The organism is Achromobacter sp. 1011791174, assembly GCF_059760925.1.
This window is the reverse complement of sequence record NZ_JCBANH010000004.1, coordinates 55,730-76,827: the sequence shown is the minus strand read 5'-3', so window position 1 is coordinate 76,827 and position 21,098 is coordinate 55,730. Positions and strand designations below refer to the sequence as shown.

Here is a 21,098-nt window from a genome sequence, read left to right as displayed (position 1 = left end):
AGCCTATATTATGTAATGAAAATATTCGTAATACGTGACGTATTATTAATTTTGTGCATTTGAAAGCGAGCCCCCGCCTTGAATTGTTTGTATAGGCGTTAATTCGCTATTTTGAATGAAAATGGGGTCGCATTGGTTTCAAATTGCTTTCAGTTACCCGTAATTTTCGATTCTTGTAGATTGAATCACGGGATTTTCGTGCGATTTTGCTGATCCATGCCATTTCCAAATCTTGCAGAGTATGAATTTTGAGTATGGGTGCGTCAGAATGCCGATCGTTCGGTCTCACGCCCAGACAGATTGACGTTCAGCGCTTGACCTTGAAGTAACTGCAGGCTTCTTAATGTGCCGCATCTGCCCACGACGCCAAGGACGAACATGAGCGACAGCCACCAACACGCCGAAGTGCGCGCCTTGCCGGAATCCCGGCTGTGGCTGGCTTTCGGACTCACCGGCACCTACATGGTGGCGGAGATCGTCGGCGGCCTGGTGACAGGCAGCCTGGCGCTGATCTCCGACGCCATGCACATGATGACCGACGCGATCGCGCTGCTGCTGGCGCTGATCGCGATCCGAGCCGGACGCAAGGCCGCCGATTTGCTGCGCACCTACGGCTACGCGCGCTTCGAGATTCTGGCGGCGGCCGTGAACGCGCTGGTGCTGCTGGGCGTGGCGTTCTACATCCTCTACGAAGCCTATCGCCGCCTGTCCGCGCCGCAGGACATCCAGTCCCTGGGCATGATGGTGGTGGCTATCGGTGGTCTGATCATCAACCTGGTCTCGATGCGGCTCCTCGCCAGCGCGAAGGACGACAGCCTCAACGTGAAAGGCGCCTACCTGGAAGTGTGGGCCGACATGCTGGGTTCGGTGGCTGTGATCGTCGGCGCCATCATCATCTGGCTCACGGGCTGGCGCTGGGTGGACTCGGCGCTTGCCGTGGCGATCGGTTTCATGGTCTTCCCACGCACTTGGGTGCTGCTGCGCGAATGCGTCAACCTGCTGCTGGAGGGCGTGCCGGCGGGCATGAGCCTGGACGCGGTGCGCGACGAAATCGCGGGCGTGGAGGGCGTGGCGACGGTCCATGACCTGCATCTGTGGGCCATCACGCAAAGCCAGCCCATGCTGACGGCGCACGTGGTGCTGGCTGACGGCGCGGATGGGGAAAGCGTCAGGCGCGCCATCGAGGCGCGCCTGCATGAACGCTACGATCTGCACCACACCACGCTGCAGATGGAGCGCGACGACCGCAGCGTCCACGAAGCGGGGCACTGAGCGGGTGACGCGTTGTCGCCGCCTAGGCGCTGTCACGGTTTATTGTCGTCGCCGTGGCTGTTGCTGAGTGGGCGGCAGGTTCACAGGATGGCTGCGCGCGGCGGACGAAAAAGGAAAAGGGCGGATCGGTTGCCCGTCCGCCCTTCGCCGTTACAGCGTGATGCTTGCTAATTTGGTGGAGCCGGGGGGAATTGAACCCCCGTCCGCAAGCCCTCCGCAACCAGTTCTACATGCGTAGTCGATTTATTTGGTTTTAACCCTGGACTTAGCCAACCGACAGGCCGGACCAGAGCGATTCACGTAATTTAAGCCTGAACCGTGTGACCCCAGTGCAGACCGATTCCTTGTGAATGTCGCTGCTGCGGTTCGAGGGTTGCCCCCCTAGGAAGTTGCCTTCCTCCGCCTGACCCAAGGACAGATCAGTGCAGCGGCTCACCGCTTAAGCGGCGAGAGCGAAACGCTCGTCGTTGGCGTTTGTAGTGTTCCAGTGGTTTAACGAGCTTACTGGTGCTCGGCATGCCCTGAGTTGTTTCGCGACCCACGTCGAATCCGGATCGGCCCCAAGAACTCCATTGTAGCGGTAAACGCGATAGCCCGCTGCATTCCCGCGCGTCGCGCCGCCGGGGCGTGGCGCGCGGGAGACGGCTGCGGCTCAGCTGGCCGCGTTCGGGCAGGCGGGCTTGGCCGTGGTCACCATGACATCCTCGGCGGCATGGTCGCGCCGGCCGCCGCGCGAGGCTGCCATCAGCGCGATGGCCAGCCCGACCGAGACCGCGACGATGATCGCCGCGGCCCCGCCCAGCGCAGCCAGACCGTAGGTGTCGATCACGTGTCCGCCGACCACCGCGCCCAACCCGATGCCGATATTGGCGCCGGAGATGTTGAGCGATGCCGCGAAGGCCGGCGCCTCGGGCGCGGACTTCATCAGGCGCACGTGGCAGACGATGAACAGCGCGGCCTGGGCGATGCCCCAGACCGCCAGCGCGGCGGCCAGCAGGCCATGCGAGTGGATGACTGGCACCAGCGTGGCCAGGCCGGCGGCCATCAGCGCCGAGAACAGCGCGGTGGCGCCGAGCGGGCTGCGGTCCACCAGGCGGCCGCCCACGGTATTGCCGATCAGGCCGACCGCGCCGAACGCCATCATGGTCCAGCCCACGATCTGGCCGTTGAAGCCGGCCAGCCGTTCCAGCATGTCCGCCAGGTAGGTGTAGGCGGTGAACATGCCGGTGAAGACCAGCAGCGACAGCAGCACATGGCCGACCACGATGGGCTTGCGCAGGATGCGCAGCTGCGTGACGAGCTTGACATCCTCGCTCTGGATGCGGGTGCTGGGGAATGCGATCCACAGCAGCAGGGCCTTGGCGAAGGCGACGGCCGACAGCACGCCGAAGGCGGCGCGCCAGCCGAATGCATCCGAGATCAGCACGCCGATGGGAATGCCGAACACCGTCGCCGCCACGATGCCGAAGGCCACCAGCGAGATGGCGCGGCCGGCGCGCGCCGGGCCGACCAGCTCGACAGCGGTGGCGCTGGCCAGCGACCAGAACACGGGCAGCGCCAGCGCGGGCACGAAGCGCGCCACGGCCATGACCCAGATGTTGGGCGCGGCCATGGCCAGCGCATTGGACAGGCCGAACAGGATCAGCACGCCGATGAACAGGCGCTTGCGCTCGATGTTGGCCATCAGCGCCGTCAGCAGCGGTCCGGTGGCGGCGACCGTGAAGGCGAACAGCGTGACCAGCAGGCCGGCCTGGGACACGGTGACGTCCAGATCGCGAGCCAGGCCGGGAAGCAGGCCGACGATCAGGAACTCGGTGGTCAGGATGGTGAAACCGGCGGCCGAAAGCAGCAGGATGGGCAATAGCATAGGCATTCCTCAGGCGCGCGCGTGAAGCCGCGCGCGGGTGGACGGGCGTTGTTGAAGGGTTGAATACAGGTCTGGGTGAGCGGCCGGGGCGCAAGCCGGGCGCATCGCGCGCGAGAGCCGAAAGGCTGTCGGCGGGCGGACGGGGCGTCGGGAAGATGAAAAGTGGTGCCGACGCCGGCAGTCGCCGAAAAAAACAATCCGGATCAGTCCGGATGTTTTCCATGTCGATACTTTAAACCACTTGCATTGCAGGATAAAGCGCGTGGCGTCGTACAAATTGTTCGACAGAACGAGCTAATCCGGCGGAGGGGGGCAGAGCTTTCGTCAGCGCTCCTGCGTTGTGGCGCAGGCTGTGAATGGCCGCGGACGGCACGACGTCCGCGGCACGACCTGGCGCGGATTCAGCGCAGATCGGCGGGCAGCAGGGGCTCGATAGCGGCCCAGAGTTCGGCGGGGGAGTGCGCGCAGCGCTCGGCTTCCCAGCTGCCTACGTTGTCTTCTTCGCCCACATAGCCATAGGCTGCGGCCACGGCCGGCATGCCGGCGGCATGGGCGGCCTGGATGTCGCGCAGGTCGTCGCCGACATAGACGCAGCGTTCGACGGCGAAACCGGCCTCGCGCGCGGCATGTTGCAGGGGCAGGGGGTGCGGCTTGGCGTGGGCGGTGGTGTCGCCGCAGACCAGCACGGCGCTCTCGCGGGTCAGGTCCAGGAATTCGACGATGGGCAGGGTCAAGTAGGTGACCTTGTTGGTCACGATGCCCCACGACAGGCCGCGCTCGCGGATGCCGGCCAGCAGTTCGACGATGCCGGGGAACAGCTTGCTGTGCACGGTGGATTCGGCGGCGTAGTCTTCCAGGAACTGCAGGCGCGTCGGCTCATAGTCGGCGTCGCCCGGTTTCAGGCCCAGCGCCACGCGCAGCAGGCCACGCGCGCCTTGCGAGGCGACCGGACGCAGGGCTTCGTAGGGCATGGGTTCCAGGCCCTTGCGGGTGCGCTGCCGGTTGGCCGCCGCGGCCAGGTCGGGGGCGGTATCGGCCAGCGTGCCGTCGAAGTCGAACAGGATCAGTGCGCTCATTTGCGGGTTGCCATCAGGTAGTTGACCGAGGTGTCGGCCGACAAGGAATAGATCTGCGTGATCGGGTTGTATTCCATGCCGCGCATCGACACGGGCTCCAGGTTCGCGCCGCGCGCGGCGGCCGACAGTTCGCTGGGCTTGATGAACTGCTCGTAGCTATGGGTGCCGCGCGGCAGGAGGCGCAGCACGTATTCAGCGCCGACGATGGCGAACAGGAAGGACTTGGGGTTGCGGTTCAGGGTCGAGAAGAAGACCCAGCCGCCAGGCTTGACCAGGGTGGAGCAGGCCCGCACCACCGAGGCCGGATCGGGCACGTGCTCCAGCATTTCCATGCAGGTGACCACGTCGTAGCGCGCGGGCTGCTCGGCCGCCAGTTCCTCTACGGGCACCTTGCGGTATTCGACCTTCACGCCGGATTCCAGGCCGTGCAGCTTGGCGATCTTCAGCGATTTTTCGGCCAGGTCGATGCCGGTGACCGTCGCGCCGGCGCGGGCCATGGACTCGGACAGGATGCCACCGCCGCAACCCACGTCCAGCACCGTCTTGCCGGCCAGGCTGCCGGCGCATTCCTGGATCCATTCCAGGCGCAGCGGATTGATGGCGTGCAGGGGCTTGAACTCGCTTTCGGGGTCCCACCAGCGGCTGGCCAGCGCGCTGAACTTGTCCAGTTCGGCCTGGTCGGCGTTGACGGTGGCGGGAGCGGAATCTTCGATATGCGTGGTCATGGGCGGTCCGGCGTAGAGGCGGCGCTATATATAGAGGGCCAGCGCGAATTCCATCGCCAGGGGCGAGGCGCGTCCGGAATGCACCGGGTTGGTGCGTTGCTGGCTGAGTCCGGACGAAAAAAAGGGCCTCGCTATGCGAGGCCCCTTATTGTAGCTAGTCCGGCAATTACTTGCGGCTACCCACGATTTCGATCTCAACGCGACGGTTCTGGGCGCGGCCCTGAGCGGTCTTGTTCGAAGCGATCGGGGCCTTCTTGCCCTTGCCTTCGGTGTAGATACGGTTCGGATCAATGCCCTTGCTGACCAGGTAGGCCTTGACCGAAGCGGCACGGCGCTCGGACAGCTTCTGGTTGTAGGCGTCAGAGCCGATCGAGTCGGTGTGGCCGACGGCGATGATCGTTTCCAGATCGATGCCCTGGGCTTGCTGGGCAACTTGATCCAGCAGCTGGCGGCCTTCCGGCTTCAGCGTCGACTTGTCGAAGTCGAAGAACGTGTCAGCGTTGAAGACGACCTTGGCGGCTTGCGGGGTCGGCTTGGCCTTTTGTTGCGCAACCGGAACGCCGTCGCAGCCGGGGATGCCGGTGGCCGGGGTCCAGAAGGCGTCGCGCCAGCACAGTTCGTTCGTACCGTTCTTCCAAACGTTACCGAACGGGTTGCGCCAGTTGTCCACCGTGTTGGGGTAGGACTGGGCCGAGGCTACACCCGAGGCCGTGACGGCGGCGAAGGCGAGCGCCAGAGCGAATTTGGAGGGTTTGTTCATGTTTCTCCTCGTTGAGCTTGAAGCTGGATAAGTGACTCGCAGCGAACCCCCGCCGCATATCAGGAAAACGGGGCCAGTATAGCAACGCCAAGAGCTGGTTCAAAGGAATAGCTACTGGGTTTCCTGCGTGCTGGAAACAATCTTAAGGCATTTGGGGGGCTTTGGCTTCCCTGGAGAGGCGCATTGGCGCTGGATATGGCGATTTCGGCGCTCCACCCGTTTTCCATGTTGGTTTTTGGCAACAGGCCCGGCGGCGGTCTTCCCGACATGCCGCGAGCCTTGCCGGATGCGGGCCGGGCTGGATGGTGTCCAGGCTGCCGGGGAACCGCTACCTGAATCGAATGATAGAATTTCCCGTTTACCCGGCCCGGGTTCCTCCTTACACGATTCTGTCGTTATATATATGGATTCCTTTGCCAAGGAGACGCTTCCGGTATCGCTGGAAGAAGAGATGCGCCGCAGTTACCTTGATTACGCGATGAGCGTGATCGTAGGCCGGGCGCTTCCGGATGTGCGGGACGGCCTCAAGCCCGTCCACCGGCGCGTGCTCTACGCGATGCACGAACTGAACAACGACTGGAACCGCGCCTACAAGAAGTCGGCGCGTATCGTCGGGGACGTCATCGGTAAATACCACCCCCACGGCGACCAGTCCGTCTATGACACCATCGTCCGCATGGCGCAGGATTTCTCCATGCGTTACATGCTGGTCGACGGCCAGGGCAACTTCGGCTCGATCGACGGCGACAACGCGGCGGCGATGCGTTACACGGAAATCCGCCTGGCCAAGATCGCCCACGAACTGCTGGCCGACATCGACCAGGAAACCGTGGACTTCGGCCCCAACTACGACGGCAGCGAGCAAGAGCCGCTGCTGTTGCCGTCGCGGCTGCCCAACCTGCTGGTCAACGGCAGCTCGGGCATCGCGGTGGGCATGGCCACCAATATTCCGCCCCACAACCTGCAGGAAGTCGTCGACGGCTGCCTGTACTGCCTGCGCAATCCGAATTGCACGGTCGACGAGCTGATCGAGCTCATCCCGGCGCCGGACTTCCCCACGGGCGGCATCATCTACGGCATGTCGGGCGTGCGCGAAGGCTACCGCACCGGCCGCGGCCGCGTGATCATGCGTGCCAAGACGCACTTCGAAGACCTTGAAAAGGGCAACCGCCAGGCCATCGTGGTCGACGCGATCCCCTACCAGGTCAACAAGAAGACGCTGCAGGAACGCATCGCCGAGCTGGTCAACGACAAGAAGATCGAGGGCATCTCCGACATCCGCGACGAGTCGGACAAGGACGGCATGCGCCTGGTCATCGAGCTCAAGCGCGGCGAAGTGCCCGAGGTGGTGCTGAACAACCTCTACAAGAACACGCAGCTGCAGGACACCTTCGGGATGAACCTGGTGGCGCTGGTCGACGGCCAGCCGCGCCTGCTCAACCTGAAGCAGATGCTGGACTACTTCCTGCAGCATCGCCGGGAAGTGGTCACGCGCCGCACCGTGTTCCAGCTGCGCAAGGCGCGCGAGCGCGGTCACGTGCTGGAAGGCCTGGCCGTGGCGCTGGCCAACATCGACGACTTCATCGCCATCATCAAGGCGGCGCCGACGCCTCCCGTCGCGCGCCAGGAACTGATGGCGCGTTCGTGGGATTCGTCGCTGGTGCGTGAGATGCTGTCGCGCGCCGACGGCGACACGCCGGGCGGCCGCGAGGCTTTCCGTCCCGACGACCTGGGCGCGGAGTTCGGCCTGCAGGGCGATGGAATGTATCGCCTGAGCGATACGCAGGCGCAGGAAATCCTGAACATGCGCCTGCAGCGCCTGACCGGCCTGGAGCAGGACAAGATCGTTGGCGAATACAAGGACATCATGTCCACCATCGCCGACCTGCTCGACATCCTGGCCCGTCCGGAGCGCATCACCACCATCATTGGCGAGGAACTGCAGGCCATCAAGGCCGAGTTCTCGACCGGCGCCAAGGACACGCGTCGTTCCGACATCGAGCTCAACGCGACCGAACTCGACACCGAAGACCTGATCACGCCCACCGACATGGTCGTGACGCTGTCGCACGGCGGCTACATCAAGAGCCAGCCGCTGTCCGAGTACCGTTCGCAGAAGCGCGGCGGCCGCGGCAAGCAGGCCACGGCGATGAAGGAAAACGACTGGATCGACCAGCTGTTCATCGCCAACACGCACGACTTCCTGCTGTGCTTCTCGAACCGCGGCCGCGTGTACTGGCTGAAGGTCTGGGAAGTGCCGCAAGGCACGCGCAACTCGCGCGGCAAGCCCATCGTGAACATGTTCCCGCTGGCTGACGGCGAGAAGATCACCGTGGTGCTGCCGGTCAAGGAATTCAGCGACGACCACTACGTGTTCATGGCGACCACGCGCGGCACGGTCAAGAAGACCCCGCTGTCCGACTTCTCCAACCCGCGCAAGGCCGGCATCATCGCCGTGGATCTGGACGATGGCGACTACCTGATCGGCGCCGACCTGACCGACGGCAAGCATGACGTCATGCTGTTCTCCGACGCCGGCAAGGCCGTGCGCTTCGACGAGAACGACGTGCGTCCGATGGGCCGCAACGCGCGCGGCGTGCGCGGCATGCAGCTCGAGGACACCCAGACGGTGATCGCGCTGCTGGTTGCCGGCGACGAGACGCAAAGCGTGCTGACCGCCACCGAGAACGGCTACGGCAAGCGCACGCCGATCACCGAGTACACGCGCCACGGTCGCGGCACCAAGGGCATGATCGCCATCCAGACCAGCTCGCGCAACGGCAAGGTGGTCGGCGCCGTGCTGGTCATGCCGTCAGATGAAATCATGCTGATCACCACCGGCGGCGTGCTGGTGCGCACCCGTGTCGCGGAAATCCGCGAAATGGGCCGCGCCACGCAAGGCGTGACGCTGATCAACGTCGATGACGGCAGCTCGCTGTCCGGCGTGCGGCGCGTGGTGGAAAGCGATGCCGACGACGACAGCGACCTGGATGAGAATGGCCAGGACGCCGGCGACGAAGGCGGCGACGCAACGGATTCGACGGAACCTACGGAGCAATGATGGCCCGCCCCTGGAACTTCTCGGCTGGCCCCTCGGCCCTGCCCGAGGTGGTATTGCGGCAAGCCGCCGCGGAAATGCTGGACTGGAACGGCAGCGGCATGTCGGTGATGGAAATGAGCCATCGCGGCAAGCATTTCGTGCAGATCTGCGACGAAGCCGAAAGCGATCTGCGCGAGCTGCTGAGCCTGCCGGCCGACTACGCCGTCATGTTCATGCAGGGCGGCGGTTCCGGGGAAAACGCCATCGTTCCCATGAATCTCATGGGACGCCGCGGCACGCCGGCCGCGGACTTCGTCGTCACGGGCCATTGGTCCAAGCGTTCGCACGCCGAAGCCGGGCGCTACGGCAGCGCCCACATCGCCGCCAGCAGCGCCCAGGCGACGCAGCTGGACGGCCGCGAGCAGGCCCCGTTCACCTGGGTGCCCGCCACCGATACCTGGCAGGTGCGCAAGGAATCCGCCTATCTGCACCTGTGCAGCAACGAGACCATAGGCGGCGTGGAGTTCCTCGACTGGCCCGACACGGCCGCGCTGGGCGCGCCCGATGTGCCGCTGGTCGTGGACGCGTCCTCGCATTTCCTGTCGCGTCCGCTGGACGTCGCGCGCTGCGGCATGGTGTACGCCGGCGCGCAGAAGAACGCCGGCCCGGCCGGCGTGACCATGGTCATCGCCCGCCGCGACCTGATCGGCCACGCCTTGCCGATCTGCCCGTCGGCCTTCGACTATGCCAACGTCGCCGCCGAGCACTCGCGCTACAACACGCCGCCCACCTTCGCGATCTACATCGCCGGGCTGGTGTTCAAGTGGGTCAAGGCCAACGGCGGCGTGGCCGGCATGGAAGCCGCCAACAAGGCCAAGGCCGACCTGCTGTACGGCTACCTGGACAGCACCAGCTTCTACCGCAATCCGATCCACGCGCCCGTGCGTTCGCGCATGAACGTGCCGTTCGTGCTGCGCGACGACTCGCTCAACGATGCCTTCCTGCAGGGCGCCGAGGCCGCCGGCCTGACGCAGCTGAAGGGGCACAAGAGCGTGGGCGGCATGCGCGCCTCCATCTACAACGCCGTGCCGCTGGCCGCGGTGCAGGACCTGGTCGCCTACCTGAAAGAATTCGAGCGCCGCCATGGATGAAGACCTGCAGCGCGCGCTGCGCCCGTTGCGCGACCGCATCGATGCGCTCGACGCGCAGATCCTCGACCTGCTGTCGCAGCGCGCTCGCGCCGCGCAGGAAGTGGGCGAGGCCAAGCACGCCGCCCAGGCCGACGGCCCGGTGCTGCGGCCCGAGCGTGAGGCCGAAGTCATCCGCCGCCTGCAGCAGCTCAATCCCGGCCCCTTTCCGAACGCCGCCGTGGCTTCGGTCTGGACGGAAATCATCTCGGCCTGTCGCGGCCTGGAGCGCGGCATGACGGTTGCCTACCTGGGCCCGCAAGGCTCGTTCTCCGAGCAGGCGGCGCTGGAGCATTTCGGACACGCGGTGCAGAAGCTGCCGTGCCCGTCCTTCGATGAAGTGTTCCGCGCCGTCGAGGCCGGCCAGGCCGACGTGGGCATGGTGCCGGTGGAAAATTCCACCGAAGGCGCCGTCAACCGCAGCCTGGACCTGTTGCTGAACACGCCGCTCAAGATCCTGGGCGAGCGTTCGCTGGTGATCCGTCATTGCCTGATGTCGAAATCCGGCGGCATGGACGGCATCAAGGCCATCGCCGCCCACCCGCAGGCGCTGGCCCAGTGCCAGGGCTGGCTGACCCGCAACTATCCCGACGTCGAGCGCGTGGCCGCTTCCAGCAATTCGGAAGCGGCGCGCATGGCCGCCGCCGATCCGTCCGTCGCGGCGATCGCCGGCGAAGTGGCCGCGCCGGCCTGGGAATTGCAGGTGGTGGCCTCCGGCATCCAGGACGATCCGCACAACCGCACGCGCTTCCTGGCCATCGGCTATATCGAGCCGCTGGTCAGCGGTCAGGACAAGACCAGCCTGATCCTGGCCGTGCCGAACCGCGCCGGCGCCGTCTATGAAATGCTGGCGCCGCTGGCGGCCAATGGCGTGTCCATGACGCGCTTCGAGTCGCGCCCGGCCCGCACCGGCCAGTGGGAATACTATTTCTACGTCGATGTCCTGGGGCACCGCAACGACGAAAACGTCGCCAGTGCCCTCGCCACCCTGCAGGCGCAGGTCGCCTATCTGAAGGTGCTGGGTTCCTACCCGGCGCCGTGAGCCTTCACCATGACCAACGCATCCAAGCCTCTCGTCGCCCCCGCCCACGTCAGCGCCATCGCGCCCTACCAGGCGGGCAAGCCCATCGAGGAACTGGCCCGCGAGTTCGGGCTGGATCCGGCCGGCATCGTCAAGCTGGCGTCGAATGAAAACCCGCTGGGCATGCCCAAGTCGGCGCGCGCGGCCATGCTGGCGGCGGCCGAGTCGCTGGCGCGCTATCCGGACCCCAACGGCTTTGACCTGAAGTCGGCGCTGGCCACGCGCTACGGCGTGCCGATGAACTGGATCACGCTGGGCAACGGTTCCAACGACATCCTGGAAATCGTGGCGCTGGCGCTGCTGGAGCCGGGCACTTCGGCCGTGTACGCGCAGCATTCCTTCGCCGTCTACCGGCTGGCCACGCAGGCGCGCGGCGCGCGCCACATCGTGGTGCCGGCCAAGGACTACGGCCATGACCTGGACGCGATGTTCGACGCCATTGCTGACGACACCCGCGTGGTCTTCATCGCCAACCCGAACAATCCCACCGGCACCTTCGTGCCGGGCGAGCAGGTCGCTGCTTTCCTGGAGCGCGTGCAGGCCGCCCATGGCGACCGCGTGACCGTGGTGCTGGACGAGGCCTACAACGAATACCTGGATCCGGAATTCCGCTTCGATAGCACCGCGCTGGCGCGCCGCTATCCGAACCTGATCGTCTCGCGCACCTTCTCCAAGGCCTACGGCCTGGCCGGCCTGCGCGTGGGCTTCGCCGTGTCGCAGCCGGCGCTGACCGATCTGCTCAACCGCGTGCGCCAGCCGTTCAATGTCAACACGCTGGCCCAGGCCGCCGCCATCGCCGCGCTGGCCGACAGCGCCTACCTGGAAGAGGCCTACGCCACCAACAAGGCGGGCAAGGTCCAGCTGTGCCAGGCCTTCGATGCGCTCAAGCTGCGCTACGTGCCCAGCTACGGCAACTTCGTGCTGGTGCATGTGGGCGACGCGCCCCGCATCAACCTGGAATTGCTCAAGCGCGGCGTGATCGTGCGTCCGGTGGCCGGCGACGGCCTGCCGGAATGGCTGCGCGTGTCCATCGGACTGCCGCAGGAAAACGCCCGCTTCATCGAGGCGCTGAGCGCGATCCTGGCCGCATGAACGGTGTTTCCGCTTCCGCCGATCAGGGGGCCGCTGGCCCCCTGATTCCTGTCCTGGCCGTGGCGGGCGTGGGGTTGATCGGCGGTTCGTTCGCCGCCGCGCTGCGCCGCGCCGGCAAGGTCGGCAAGGTGCTGGGGGTAGGGCGCAACGCGCAATCGCTGGCGCGCGCACTGGAACTGGGCTTGATCGACGAGGCCGTCAGCGCCGAGGTCGCGGCGGCCCGGGCCGACATGATCCTGCTGGCCACGCCCGTGGGCGGCCTGCGCGACCTGCTGGTCCGGATGCTGCCCACGCTCGCGCCGCGCGCGATCCTGACGGACGCCGGCAGCACCAAGGCCGAAGTGGTCGATGTGGCGCGCGCCGCCCTGGGCGGGCGTTGCGCGCAGTTCGTGCCTGGCCATCCCATCGCCGGCGCGGAACGCACCGGGCCCGAGGCGGCCGACGCCGGCCTGTATCGCGGGCGCAACGTGGTGCTCACGCCGCTGCCCGAGAACGCGGCGGAGGACGTGGCGCGCGTGCGCGCGGCCTGGCAGGCCTGCGGCGCGACGGTGGTCGACATGGAAGCGCAGGCGCATGACCGCGTGTTCGCCTCGGTCAGCCATCTGCCGCACCTGCTGTCCGCCGTCTACATGGAGCAGGTGGCCACGGCCGCCGACGCCCGTCGCCGGCTGGACCTGGCGGGCAGCGGTTTTCGGGATTTCACGCGCATCGCGGCCGGTTCGCCGGAAATGTGGCGGGACATCTTCCTGTCCAACCGCGATGCCATGCTGACGGAACTGGCCGAGGTACGCGCCGTGCTGGACCGCGCCGAGCGCGCGATCGCGGACGGCGATGGCGCCGGCCTGCAGGCATTGCTGGAAACGGCGGCGCAGGCGCGCCGCGACTGGCGCAAGGAGTAGCTGAATGGGCGCTTTGCCTTATCTTGATCTGCCGCGCGTGCGGCGCGCCCGGGGCGAGATGTCCCTGCCGGGTTCGAAGAGCATTTCCAACCGCGTGCTGCTGCTGGCGGCGCTGGCCGAGGGCCGCACCGAGATCACCGGCCTGCTGGACTCGGACGACACCCGCGTCATGCTGACCGCCTTGCGGCAGTTGGGCGTGAACGTGTCCGAGCTGGATGCGGGCCGGGTCACCGTCGAGGGCGTGCGGCGCTTTCCGGTCGAAAGCGCAGAGCTGTTCATGGGCAACGCCGGCACCGCCATTCGTCCGCTCACCGCCGCGCTGGCCCTGATGGGCGGCGACTACAAGCTGTCCGGCGTGCCGCGCATGCACGAGCGTCCGATCGGCGACCTGGGCGATGCGCTCAATGCCCTGGGCGCCCGCGTCGGCTACCTGGGACAGCCGGGCTATCCGCCGCTGCATATCGGTCGCGGCGAGATCATCGCCGGCGCCGTCACGCGCGTGCAGGGCTCGGTGTCGAGCCAGTTCCTGACCGCCTTGCTGCTGGCCGCCCCGATCGAAGCCGGCCGCAGCGGCAAGCCGATGACGATCGAAGTCGTCGGCGAGCTGATTTCCAAGCCCTATATCGAGATCACGCTGAACCTGATGGCGCGCTTCGGCGTCACCGCGCGCCGCGACGGCTGGAGCCGTTTCGTGATCGAAGGCGGCGCCGCCTACCGCAGCCCGGGCCGCATCGCGGTCGAGGGTGACGCGTCCACGGCGTCCTATTTCCTGGCGCTGGGCGCGATCGGCGGCGGTCCGCTGCGGGTCAGCGGCGTGGGCGCCGACAGCATCCAGGGCGACGTGGGCTTTGCCCAGACGCTGGCGGATATGGGCGCCTCGGTCAGCTACGGTCCGGACTGGATCGAGGTCAGTGGCGTGAACGTCGCCGACGGCGAGCGGCTCAAGGCCTTCGATACCGATTTCAACCTGATCCCCGACGCGGCCATGACCGCGGCCGCGCTGGCCCTGTATGCCGACGGCCCGTGCCGGCTGCGCAACATCGGCAGCTGGCGCGTCAAGGAAACGGACCGTATCCACGCCATGCAGACCGAGCTGGAGAAGCTGGGCGCGACCGTGGAATCGGGGCCGGATTGGCTGCGCGTGACGCCGCCCGTCCGGGGCGGCTGGCGCGATGCGCACATCGGCACCTGGGACGACCATCGCATGGCCATGTGCTTCTCCCTGGCCGCGTTCGGCCCGGCCGCCGTGCGCATTCTCGATCCGGGCTGCGTCAGCAAGACGTTCCCGGGTTACTTTGACGTATACGCAGGCCTGGTTTCGGCCTGAGCCTTATTCTGCGATTCATGACCGTTACCTCCGCAAATCCTGTTGTTGCCGCGCCTGTCATCACCATCGACGGGCCGACCGCCTCCGGCAAGGGCACCGTGGCGCACCGCGTCGCCAAGGCGCTGGGCTGGGATGTGCTGGACAGCGGCGCGCTCTACCGCCTGACGGCCCTGGCCGCCATGCGCCAGGGCGTGGCCGCCGAGGACGAGCCGGCGGTGGCCCGGGTCGCCGAGACGCTGGATGTGCGTTTCGACGGGCCGCATGTCTACCTGGAAGGCGGCGACGTCGGCCACGAGATACGCCGTGAAGAGGTGGGCAACTTCGCTTCCCGCGTGGCGGCGTTTCCCGGCGTGCGCCAGGCGCTGCTGGAGCGCCAGCGGGCTTTCCGTGTCCCGCCGGGCCTGGTGGCCGACGGGCGCGACATGGGCACGGTGGTGTTCCCCGATGCGTCCCTCAAGGTATTCCTGGTGGCCGACGTGGTCGCGCGGGCGGAGAGGCGGCGTAAGCAGTTGATCGAAAAGGGAATTTCTGCTAATCTTGACGACCTTTTGCGGGATATGCGCGAGCGGGATGCGCGCGATACCCAGCGCGCGGCCGCGCCGCTCGCTCCCGCGAAGGATGCCCGGGTGCTGGATTCGTCGAATCTGACGATCGCGGAAACCGTGCAAGCCATCCTGGATTTCTGGCGGGAATCCGGAAACGCCTGACGCGAGCTTTTGCTCATTCAGGCTTTTCGAGCCCGTTTTTCTTGGCCCTGCTGACGGGCCGGCCTTCTTCGCGGGACATCCCCTCAGGGAACCCGAAGACCAGGCAGGCAAGCAGGTACTTTGACTCCACTGCGGCGGGCAATCCGCTGTGGTGTGTTCTTAACGGCCATTTCGGCCTAATGGATTTCAACCCCATGTCTTCCGTTTCCACTACCGCCACCGGCGGCGAAAGCTTCGCCGACCTTTTCGCACAAAGCCTCAAGAGCCAGGACATGAAGTCCGGCGAGGTCATCAGCGCCGAAGTCGTGCGCGTCGACCACAACTTCGTCGTCGTCAACGCCGGCCTGAAGTCCGAAGCGCTGATCCCCCTGGAAGAGTTCCTGAACGACCAGGGCGAGCTCGAAGTGCAACCCGGCGATTTCGTCTCGGTGGCGATCGATTCGCTGGAAAACGGCTACGGCGACACGATTCTGTCGCGTGACCGCGCCAAGCGCCTGTCGGCCTGGCTGCAACTGGAAAAGGCGCTGGAAAACGGCGAGCTGGTCACTGGCACCATCACCGGCAAGGTGAAGGGCGGCCTGACCGTCATGACCAACGGCATCCGCGCGTTCCTGCCGGGTTCGCTGGTGGATCTGCGTCCGGTCAAGGACACCACCCCGTACGAAGGCAAGACCCTCGAATTCAAGGTCATCAAGCTCGACCGCAAGCGCAACAACGTCGTGCTGTCGCGTCGCCAGGTGCTGGAAGCCAGCATGGGCGAAGAGCGCCAGAAGCTGCTCGAAACCCTGCACGAAGGTGCAGTGGTCAAGGGCGTGGTCAAGAACATCACCGACTACGGCGCGTTCGTGGACCTGGGCGGCATCGACGGCCTGCTGCACATCACCGACATGGCCTGGCGCCGTGTCCGTCACCCGTCCGAAGTCCTGCAAGTGGGTCAGGAAGTCGAAGCCAAGGTCCTCAAGTTCGACCAGGAAAAGAGCCGCGTCTCGCTGGGCGTCAAGCAGCTGGGCGAAGACCCGTGGGTGGGCCTGGCTCGCCGCTACCCGCAAGGCACCCGCCTGTTCGGCAAGGTCACCAACCTGACCGACTACGGCGCGTTCGTTGAAGTCGAAGCCGGCATCGAAGGCCTGGTGCACGTCTCCGAAATGGACTGGACCAACAAGAACGTCGATCCGCGCAAGGTCGTGACCCTGGGCGAAGAAGTCGAAGTCATGGTCCTGGAGATCGACGAAGACCGTCGCCGCATCTCGCTGGGCATGAAGCAGTGCCGCCAGAACCCGTGGGAAGAGTTCGCCACCAACTTCAAGCGTGGTGACAAGGTCCGCGGCGCCATCAAGTCGATCACCGACTTCGGCGTGTTCGTCGGCCTGCCCGGCGGCATCGACGGTCTGGTTCACCTGTCCGACCTGTCGTGGACGGAAACCGGCGAAGAAGCCGTGCGCAACTTCAAGAAGGGCGACGAGATCGAAGCCGTGGTTCTGGGCATCGATACCGACAAGGAACGCATCTCGCTGGGCATCAAGCAGCTGGAAGGCGACCCCTTCAACAACTTCGTCGCCACCTACGACAAGGGCGCCGTGGTTCCGGGCACCATCAAGTCGGTCGAAGCCAAGGGCGCCGTGATCACGCTGTCCGTGGACGTCGAGGGCTACCTGCGCGCTTCCGAGATCTCCTCGGGCCGCGTCGAAGATGCCACCACCGTCCTGAAGGCCGGCGAGAACATCGAAGCCATGATCGTCAACATCGACCGCAAGACGCGTTCGATCCAGCTGTCGATCAAGGCCCGTGACAACGCCGAGACCGCCGAAACGATCCAGCGCATGTCGGAAGCCAGCGCCTCGTCGGGCACCACCAACCTCGGCGCGCTGCTCAAGGCCAAGCTGGACCAACAGCGCAACGACGGTTAATACGTGACCAAGTCGGAGCTGATCGCCGCCCTGGCGGCCCGCTATCCTCAGCTGGCCGCCCGGGACACCGACTACGCGGTCAAGACCGTGCTCGATGCGATGACCCAGGCCCTGGCCTCGGGCCAGCGCATCGAGATCCGCGGTTTTGGCAGCTTCTCGTTGTCCCAGCGGTCTCCCCGCATCGGGCGCAACCCGAAGTCCGGCGAACAGGTGCTGGTGCCTGGCAAGCAGGTGCCGCATTTCAAGGCGGGCAAGGAATTGCGCGAGCGGGTGGACCTGGTCGGCGGCAACGAAGAGGACGCTCAATCTTCCGGATCGAGCGAACCGATGCCGTCTCTGGCGGGTCTGCACGCCATGCACTGATGGCCGGCAGGACCAGGCTGCCTTCGTGGCGGATCTGACCCCGAGCAAAGCCCCTTGAGCGATCAAGGGGCTTTGTTTTTTTGGGCGCCGCATCAAGTCCGCGGCAAGGCGCGCTTGTCGCTTACAATTGACGCCTCGATTTTTCTGGAGCATGCGCCATGCGCTACCTTGTCTGGGCCCTGCGATTGCTCGTGTTCGTCGCGGTTTTGATGTTCGCGCTGAAGAACACCAATCCCGTGGAAGTCCGGTTCTATGCCGATTACGTGGTTCAGGACGTGCCGCTGATCGTCGTCATGCTGGTGGTGTTCGTGCTGGGCGCGCTGTTCGGCCTGCTGCTGACGGTGCCGGCCGCCATGCGCCGCCGCCGCGAGGCCATGCGCCTGCGCCGCGAACTCGACCGCGTGCAGGCCGCCGTGAACGGCACGACGCCGTCCGTGCCGCCGGAAGCCGTGGCGCCCATGTCGCCGCTGTAGCGGAGCAGGCTCGCCCGCGAAGCGTTGCACGTGATGGGTGGACGGATGGCGTCCACGGATAACTGAATTTCTTCAAGAGCCCGTATAGTGGATTTTGAACCTTGGTGGTTGATTTTCGTGCCGGTGCTGTTCGCGCTCGGCTGGCTGGCCGCGCGTTTCGACATCCGGCAAATGCTGCGTGAAACCCGCAGCCTGCCGGATTCCTATTTTCGCGGGCTGAATTTCCTGCTCAATGAACAGCCGGACCGCGCCATCGACGCCTTTGTCGAGGTCGCCAAGCTCGATCCCGAGACGACCGAATTGCACTTCGCGCTGGGCAGCCTGTTCCGGCGCCGCGGCGAGATGGAGCGCGCCATCCGTGTGCACCAGAGCCTCCTGAACCGATCCGATCTGCCGTCCGCCGAGCGCGAGCACGCGCAGCACGAACTGGCCCAGGACTTCCTGAAGGCCGGCATGCTCGATCGCGCCGAGAGCGGTTTCGAGCAGCTCAAGGACACTCGCTACGCCTTGCCGGCGCTGCGCTCGCTGATCCGCATCTACGAGTCGGAGCACGATTGGCCGCGCGCCATCGAGGCCGTCAAGACCCTGCACGGGCTGGTGGACGAGCCCGTGCCGCAGATCGTCCATTACTACTGCGAACAGGCGCAGACCGCGCTGCAGGCCAAGCCGGCCGACCTGGACGCGGCGCATGTCGCGCTCGAGGCCGCCGACCATGCGTTGACGATCGGCGACACGGCCGTCACGAGCAAAGGCACGAAGGTGCGCACGGCCATGCTGCACGCGCGCGTGGCCTTGCTGGAACAGGATCCCAAGCGCGAGCGTCTGTACCTCGAATCGGTGATGACCGACGCGCCCGAGTATGCCGGGCTGGTGGCCGAGCAGGTGCTGGCCAACTACCGCGCGGCCGGCCAGGAAGCGGCGGGGCTGGACCTGCTGCAGCGCCAGTACGCGCGGCACGCCTCGCTGGATCTGTTCAATGTGATCTTCCGTGAATTGCGGGTGCAGCAGGGCGCCTCGCCCGCCTGGGCGTTCGCCCGTGGCGCGTTGCGCCATCATCCCTCGCTGCTGGGCCTGGACCGCCTGCTGGAGGCCGAGCTGGCCAACAGCGATGGCGCGGCAGAAGACGGCCCCGTGCAGGGCGCGGACCTGACCCTGTTGCGCAGCCTGATCCACAAGCATACCCAGCGGCTGGACCGCTATGCCTGCCGCAGCTGCGGCTTCCAGGCGCGTCGTTTCTATTGGCAATGTCCTGGCTGCAACGCGTGGGAAACCTACGCGCCGCGCCGTCTCGAGGAACTTGAATGAGCTCATTTCCCGCCGAAACCATCGCGCGCAGCCGTGTGCTCGTGGTTGGCGATGTGATGCTGGACCGCTACTGGTTCGGCGAAGTGGAACGCATCTCGCCCGAGGCGCCGGTGCCTGTGGTGCGCGTGGCGCGCCGTGAAGACCGTCTCGGCGGCGCGGCCAACGTGGCCCGCAACGTCGCGGCCCTGGGCGGGCATGTCACCCTGATCGGCGTGCTGGGCGAGGACGAGGCTGGCGCCAGCGTGCGCAAGCTGGCGCGAGAGGCCGGCATCGAAGGCGAACTGATCGTCGATCCCACGCTGCACACCACGTTGAAGATGCGCGTGCTCGGCCGCCAGCAGCAGTTGCTCCGCGTCGATTTCGAGCAGCATCCGGAAACGGCCGCGCTTGACAGCATCGATGCCGCTTTTGCCCGCCATCTGCCCAACCACGACGTGGTGGTGCTTTCCGACTATGCCAAGGGCGTGCTGACGCGTGTCGAGCCGCTGCTGGCCCAGGCGCGCGCGGCGGGCATCCCCGTGCTGGTGGACCCCAAGGGCGATGATTATTCGCGTTACCGCGGCGCCACGCTGGTGACGCCGAACCGCTCGGAAATGCAGCAGGCCGTGGGCCGCTGGAGTTCCGAATCCGAACTGACCGGCCGGGCGCAGCAACTGCGCGCCGAGCTGGACCTGGAAGCCTTGCTCGTGACCCGTTCGGAGCAGGGCATGACTTTGTTCACCGACGCCGGCCGCGACCATATCGACGCCCAGGCGCATGAGGTGTTCGACGTATCCGGCGCGGGCGACACCGTGCTGGCGACGCTGGCCGTCACGCGCGCCGTCGGCTTGCCCTGGGCCGAGGCCATGGCCTGGGCCAACAAGGCTGGCGGCATCGCCGTGGGCAAGCTGGGCACCTCCGTCGTCACGGCCGCGGAATTGGCAGGAGAAACAGCATGATCATTGTTACCGGAGCCGCCGGCTTCATCGGCAGCAACCTGGTGCGCGGCCTGAACCGTCGCGGCATCACCGATATCCTGGCGGTCGACGACCTGACCGAAGGCGACAAGTTCGTCAACCTGGTGGACTGCAAGATCGCGGACTACATGGACAAGGACGACTTCCGCCGCCGCGTGCTGGACGGCAGCCTGTCGCACGTCCGCGCGGTGCTGCACCAGGGCGCCTGCTCGGACACCACCGAGCGCAACGGTCGCTACATGCTCGACAACAACTACCGCGTCACGCTGGAGCTGCTCGAGTTCTGCCAGGCGCGCGCGATCCCGTTCATCTACGCGTCCTCGGCGGCGGTGTACGGCGGTTCGTCGGTGTATGTCGAAGATCCCGCCAACGAAGGTCCGCTGAACGTCTACGGCTATTCCAAGCTGCTGTTCGACCAGGTGCTGCGCACCCGCATGGACACGCTCAAGTCCCAGGTCGTGGGCTTGCGCTACTTCAATGTCTACGGTCCGCATGAACAGCACAAGGGGCGCATGGCCTCGGTCGCCTTCCACAACATGAACCAGTTCCTGGAACATGGCCATGTGCGGCTGTTCGCGGGCTGGGACGGCTATGTGGACGGCGGCCAGAGCCGCGACTTCATTTCGGTGGAGGACGTGGTGGCCGTGAACCTGCACTTTCTGGACAACCCGGGCACGTCGGGCATCTTCAACTGCGGCACGGGCCGCGCACAGCCGTTCAACGACGTGGCCGCCGCGGTGGTCAACACGCTGCGCGCCGAGCGCGGCGAGGCCGAGCTGTCGCTGGCGCAGCTGGTGGAACTGGACCTGATCCGCTATATCCCGTTCCCGGACGACCTCAAGGGACGCTATCAGAGCTATACCCAGGCAGATGTGTCGCGCCTGCGTGCCGCCGGTTTCACCGCGCCCATGCGCGACGTGCAGACGGGCGTGGCCGAGTACGTGCGCTACTGGCGCGCCCGCAAGTAAGCCGTTGCCGGATGCCGGCCTTGCCGGGCCGGAACAAGCCGCCGCCATGCCTGGTCATGCCGGCGGTTTTTTCGTGGGAAGCCGGAGCATTCC

At 66.0% G+C, this 21,098-nt stretch carries 18 protein-coding genes and 1 other RNA gene; 14 read left to right on the top strand and 5 right to left on the bottom strand.

Going from position 1 to position 21,098, the window contains the following annotated elements:
- Nucleotides 1-378 precede the first annotated feature (378 nt).
- Nucleotides 379-1,272 carry a cation diffusion facilitator family transporter gene (locus tag AC6LJ5_RS02630; protein ID WP_498139770.1) on the top strand — a complete coding sequence of 298 codons (894 nt, stop codon included), beginning with the start codon at nt 379-381 and terminating at the stop codon, nt 1,270-1,272.
- 173 nt (nt 1,273-1,445) lie between these two features.
- Here the strand turns inward: AC6LJ5_RS02630 and ssrA are convergent.
- From ssrA to ompA, 5 genes are all read right to left on the bottom strand, one after another.
- Nucleotides 1,446-1,834, bottom strand: a transfer-messenger RNA (tmRNA) gene (gene ssrA, locus AC6LJ5_RS02625).
- A gap of 90 nt (nt 1,835-1,924) precedes the next feature.
- Entirely contained in the window at nt 1,925-3,139 is a 1,215-nt protein-coding gene (locus AC6LJ5_RS02620; protein ID WP_498139769.1) for an MFS transporter, read from the bottom strand.
- 401 nt (nt 3,140-3,540) lie between these two features.
- Nucleotides 3,541-4,215: an HAD family hydrolase gene (locus tag AC6LJ5_RS02615; RefSeq protein ID WP_103273339.1), complete on the bottom strand. Its 675-nt coding sequence runs from the start codon at nt 4,213-4,215 to the stop codon at nt 3,541-3,543.
- Complete coding sequence (gene ubiG / locus AC6LJ5_RS02610) at nt 4,212-4,940, bottom strand: bifunctional 2-polyprenyl-6-hydroxyphenol methylase/3-demethylubiquinol 3-O-methyltransferase UbiG (RefSeq protein WP_103273340.1); 729 nt, start codon at nt 4,938-4,940, stop codon at nt 4,212-4,214. The genes AC6LJ5_RS02615 and ubiG overlap by 4 nt, the downstream gene beginning before the upstream one ends.
- 166 nt (nt 4,941-5,106) lie before the next feature.
- Nucleotides 5,107-5,700, bottom strand: coding sequence for an outer membrane protein OmpA (gene ompA / locus AC6LJ5_RS02605; protein WP_103273341.1), 594 nt, complete (start codon nt 5,698-5,700; stop codon nt 5,107-5,109).
- A 403-nt stretch (nt 5,701-6,103) separates the two neighbouring features.
- Between ompA and gyrA the strand changes: the two genes are divergently transcribed.
- From gyrA to rfaD, 13 genes are all read left to right on the top strand, one after another.
- Nucleotides 6,104-8,761 (top strand): DNA gyrase subunit A, encoded by a 2,658-nt coding sequence (gene gyrA, locus AC6LJ5_RS02600; RefSeq protein ID WP_103273342.1) that lies wholly within the window; start codon nt 6,104-6,106, stop codon nt 8,759-8,761.
- Nucleotides 8,758-9,891 (top strand): 3-phosphoserine/phosphohydroxythreonine transaminase, encoded by a 1,134-nt coding sequence (gene serC / locus AC6LJ5_RS02595; RefSeq protein ID WP_103273343.1) that lies wholly within the window; start codon nt 8,758-8,760, stop codon nt 9,889-9,891. Before gyrA ends, serC begins: the two co-directional genes overlap by 4 nt.
- Nucleotides 9,884-10,969: a prephenate dehydratase gene (gene pheA, locus AC6LJ5_RS02590; protein ID WP_103273344.1), complete on the top strand. Its 1,086-nt coding sequence runs from the start codon at nt 9,884-9,886 to the stop codon at nt 10,967-10,969. Before serC ends, pheA begins: the two co-directional genes overlap by 8 nt.
- Before the next feature lie 9 nt (nt 10,970-10,978).
- Nucleotides 10,979-12,100, top strand: coding sequence for a histidinol-phosphate transaminase (gene hisC / locus AC6LJ5_RS02585; RefSeq protein ID WP_498139768.1), 1,122 nt, complete (start codon nt 10,979-10,981; stop codon nt 12,098-12,100).
- Nucleotides 12,097-12,999, top strand: a complete 903-nt coding sequence (locus tag AC6LJ5_RS02580) for a prephenate dehydrogenase (protein WP_498139767.1) — start codon at nt 12,097-12,099, stop codon at nt 12,997-12,999. The genes hisC and AC6LJ5_RS02580 overlap by 4 nt, the downstream gene beginning before the upstream one ends.
- Nucleotides 13,000-13,003: 4 nt before the next feature.
- Nucleotides 13,004-14,326 carry a 3-phosphoshikimate 1-carboxyvinyltransferase gene (aroA, locus tag AC6LJ5_RS02575; protein WP_498139766.1) on the top strand — a complete coding sequence of 441 codons (1,323 nt, stop codon included), beginning with the start codon at nt 13,004-13,006 and terminating at the stop codon, nt 14,324-14,326.
- 17 nt (nt 14,327-14,343) lie between these two features.
- Nucleotides 14,344-15,033, top strand: coding sequence for a (d)CMP kinase (gene cmk / locus AC6LJ5_RS02570; RefSeq protein ID WP_103273348.1), 690 nt, complete (start codon nt 14,344-14,346; stop codon nt 15,031-15,033).
- Nucleotides 15,034-15,227: 194 nt separating this feature from the next.
- Nucleotides 15,228-16,940, top strand: a complete 1,713-nt coding sequence (gene rpsA / locus AC6LJ5_RS02565; RefSeq protein WP_199771004.1) for a 30S ribosomal protein S1 — start codon at nt 15,228-15,230, stop codon at nt 16,938-16,940.
- A gap of 3 nt (nt 16,941-16,943) precedes the next feature.
- A complete protein-coding gene (locus AC6LJ5_RS02560; protein WP_103273350.1) occupies nt 16,944-17,303 on the top strand; it encodes an integration host factor subunit beta in 360 nt (119 codons plus the stop codon).
- Between the two features lie 158 nt (nt 17,304-17,461).
- Complete coding sequence (locus AC6LJ5_RS02555; RefSeq protein ID WP_103273351.1) at nt 17,462-17,776, top strand: LapA family protein; 315 nt, start codon at nt 17,462-17,464, stop codon at nt 17,774-17,776.
- Between the two features lie 87 nt (nt 17,777-17,863).
- Complete coding sequence (gene lapB / locus AC6LJ5_RS02550) at nt 17,864-19,081, top strand: lipopolysaccharide assembly protein LapB (protein ID WP_103273352.1); 1,218 nt, start codon at nt 17,864-17,866, stop codon at nt 19,079-19,081.
- On the top strand, nt 19,078-20,019 hold the full coding sequence (rfaE1, locus tag AC6LJ5_RS02545) for a D-glycero-beta-D-manno-heptose-7-phosphate kinase (protein WP_498139765.1): 942 nt from the start codon (nt 19,078-19,080) through the stop codon (nt 20,017-20,019). Before lapB ends, rfaE1 begins: the two co-directional genes overlap by 4 nt.
- Nucleotides 20,016-21,005: an ADP-glyceromanno-heptose 6-epimerase gene (gene rfaD, locus AC6LJ5_RS02540; protein WP_103273354.1), complete on the top strand. Its 990-nt coding sequence runs from the start codon at nt 20,016-20,018 to the stop codon at nt 21,003-21,005. Before rfaE1 ends, rfaD begins: the two co-directional genes overlap by 4 nt.
- Nucleotides 21,006-21,098 lie beyond the last annotated feature (93 nt).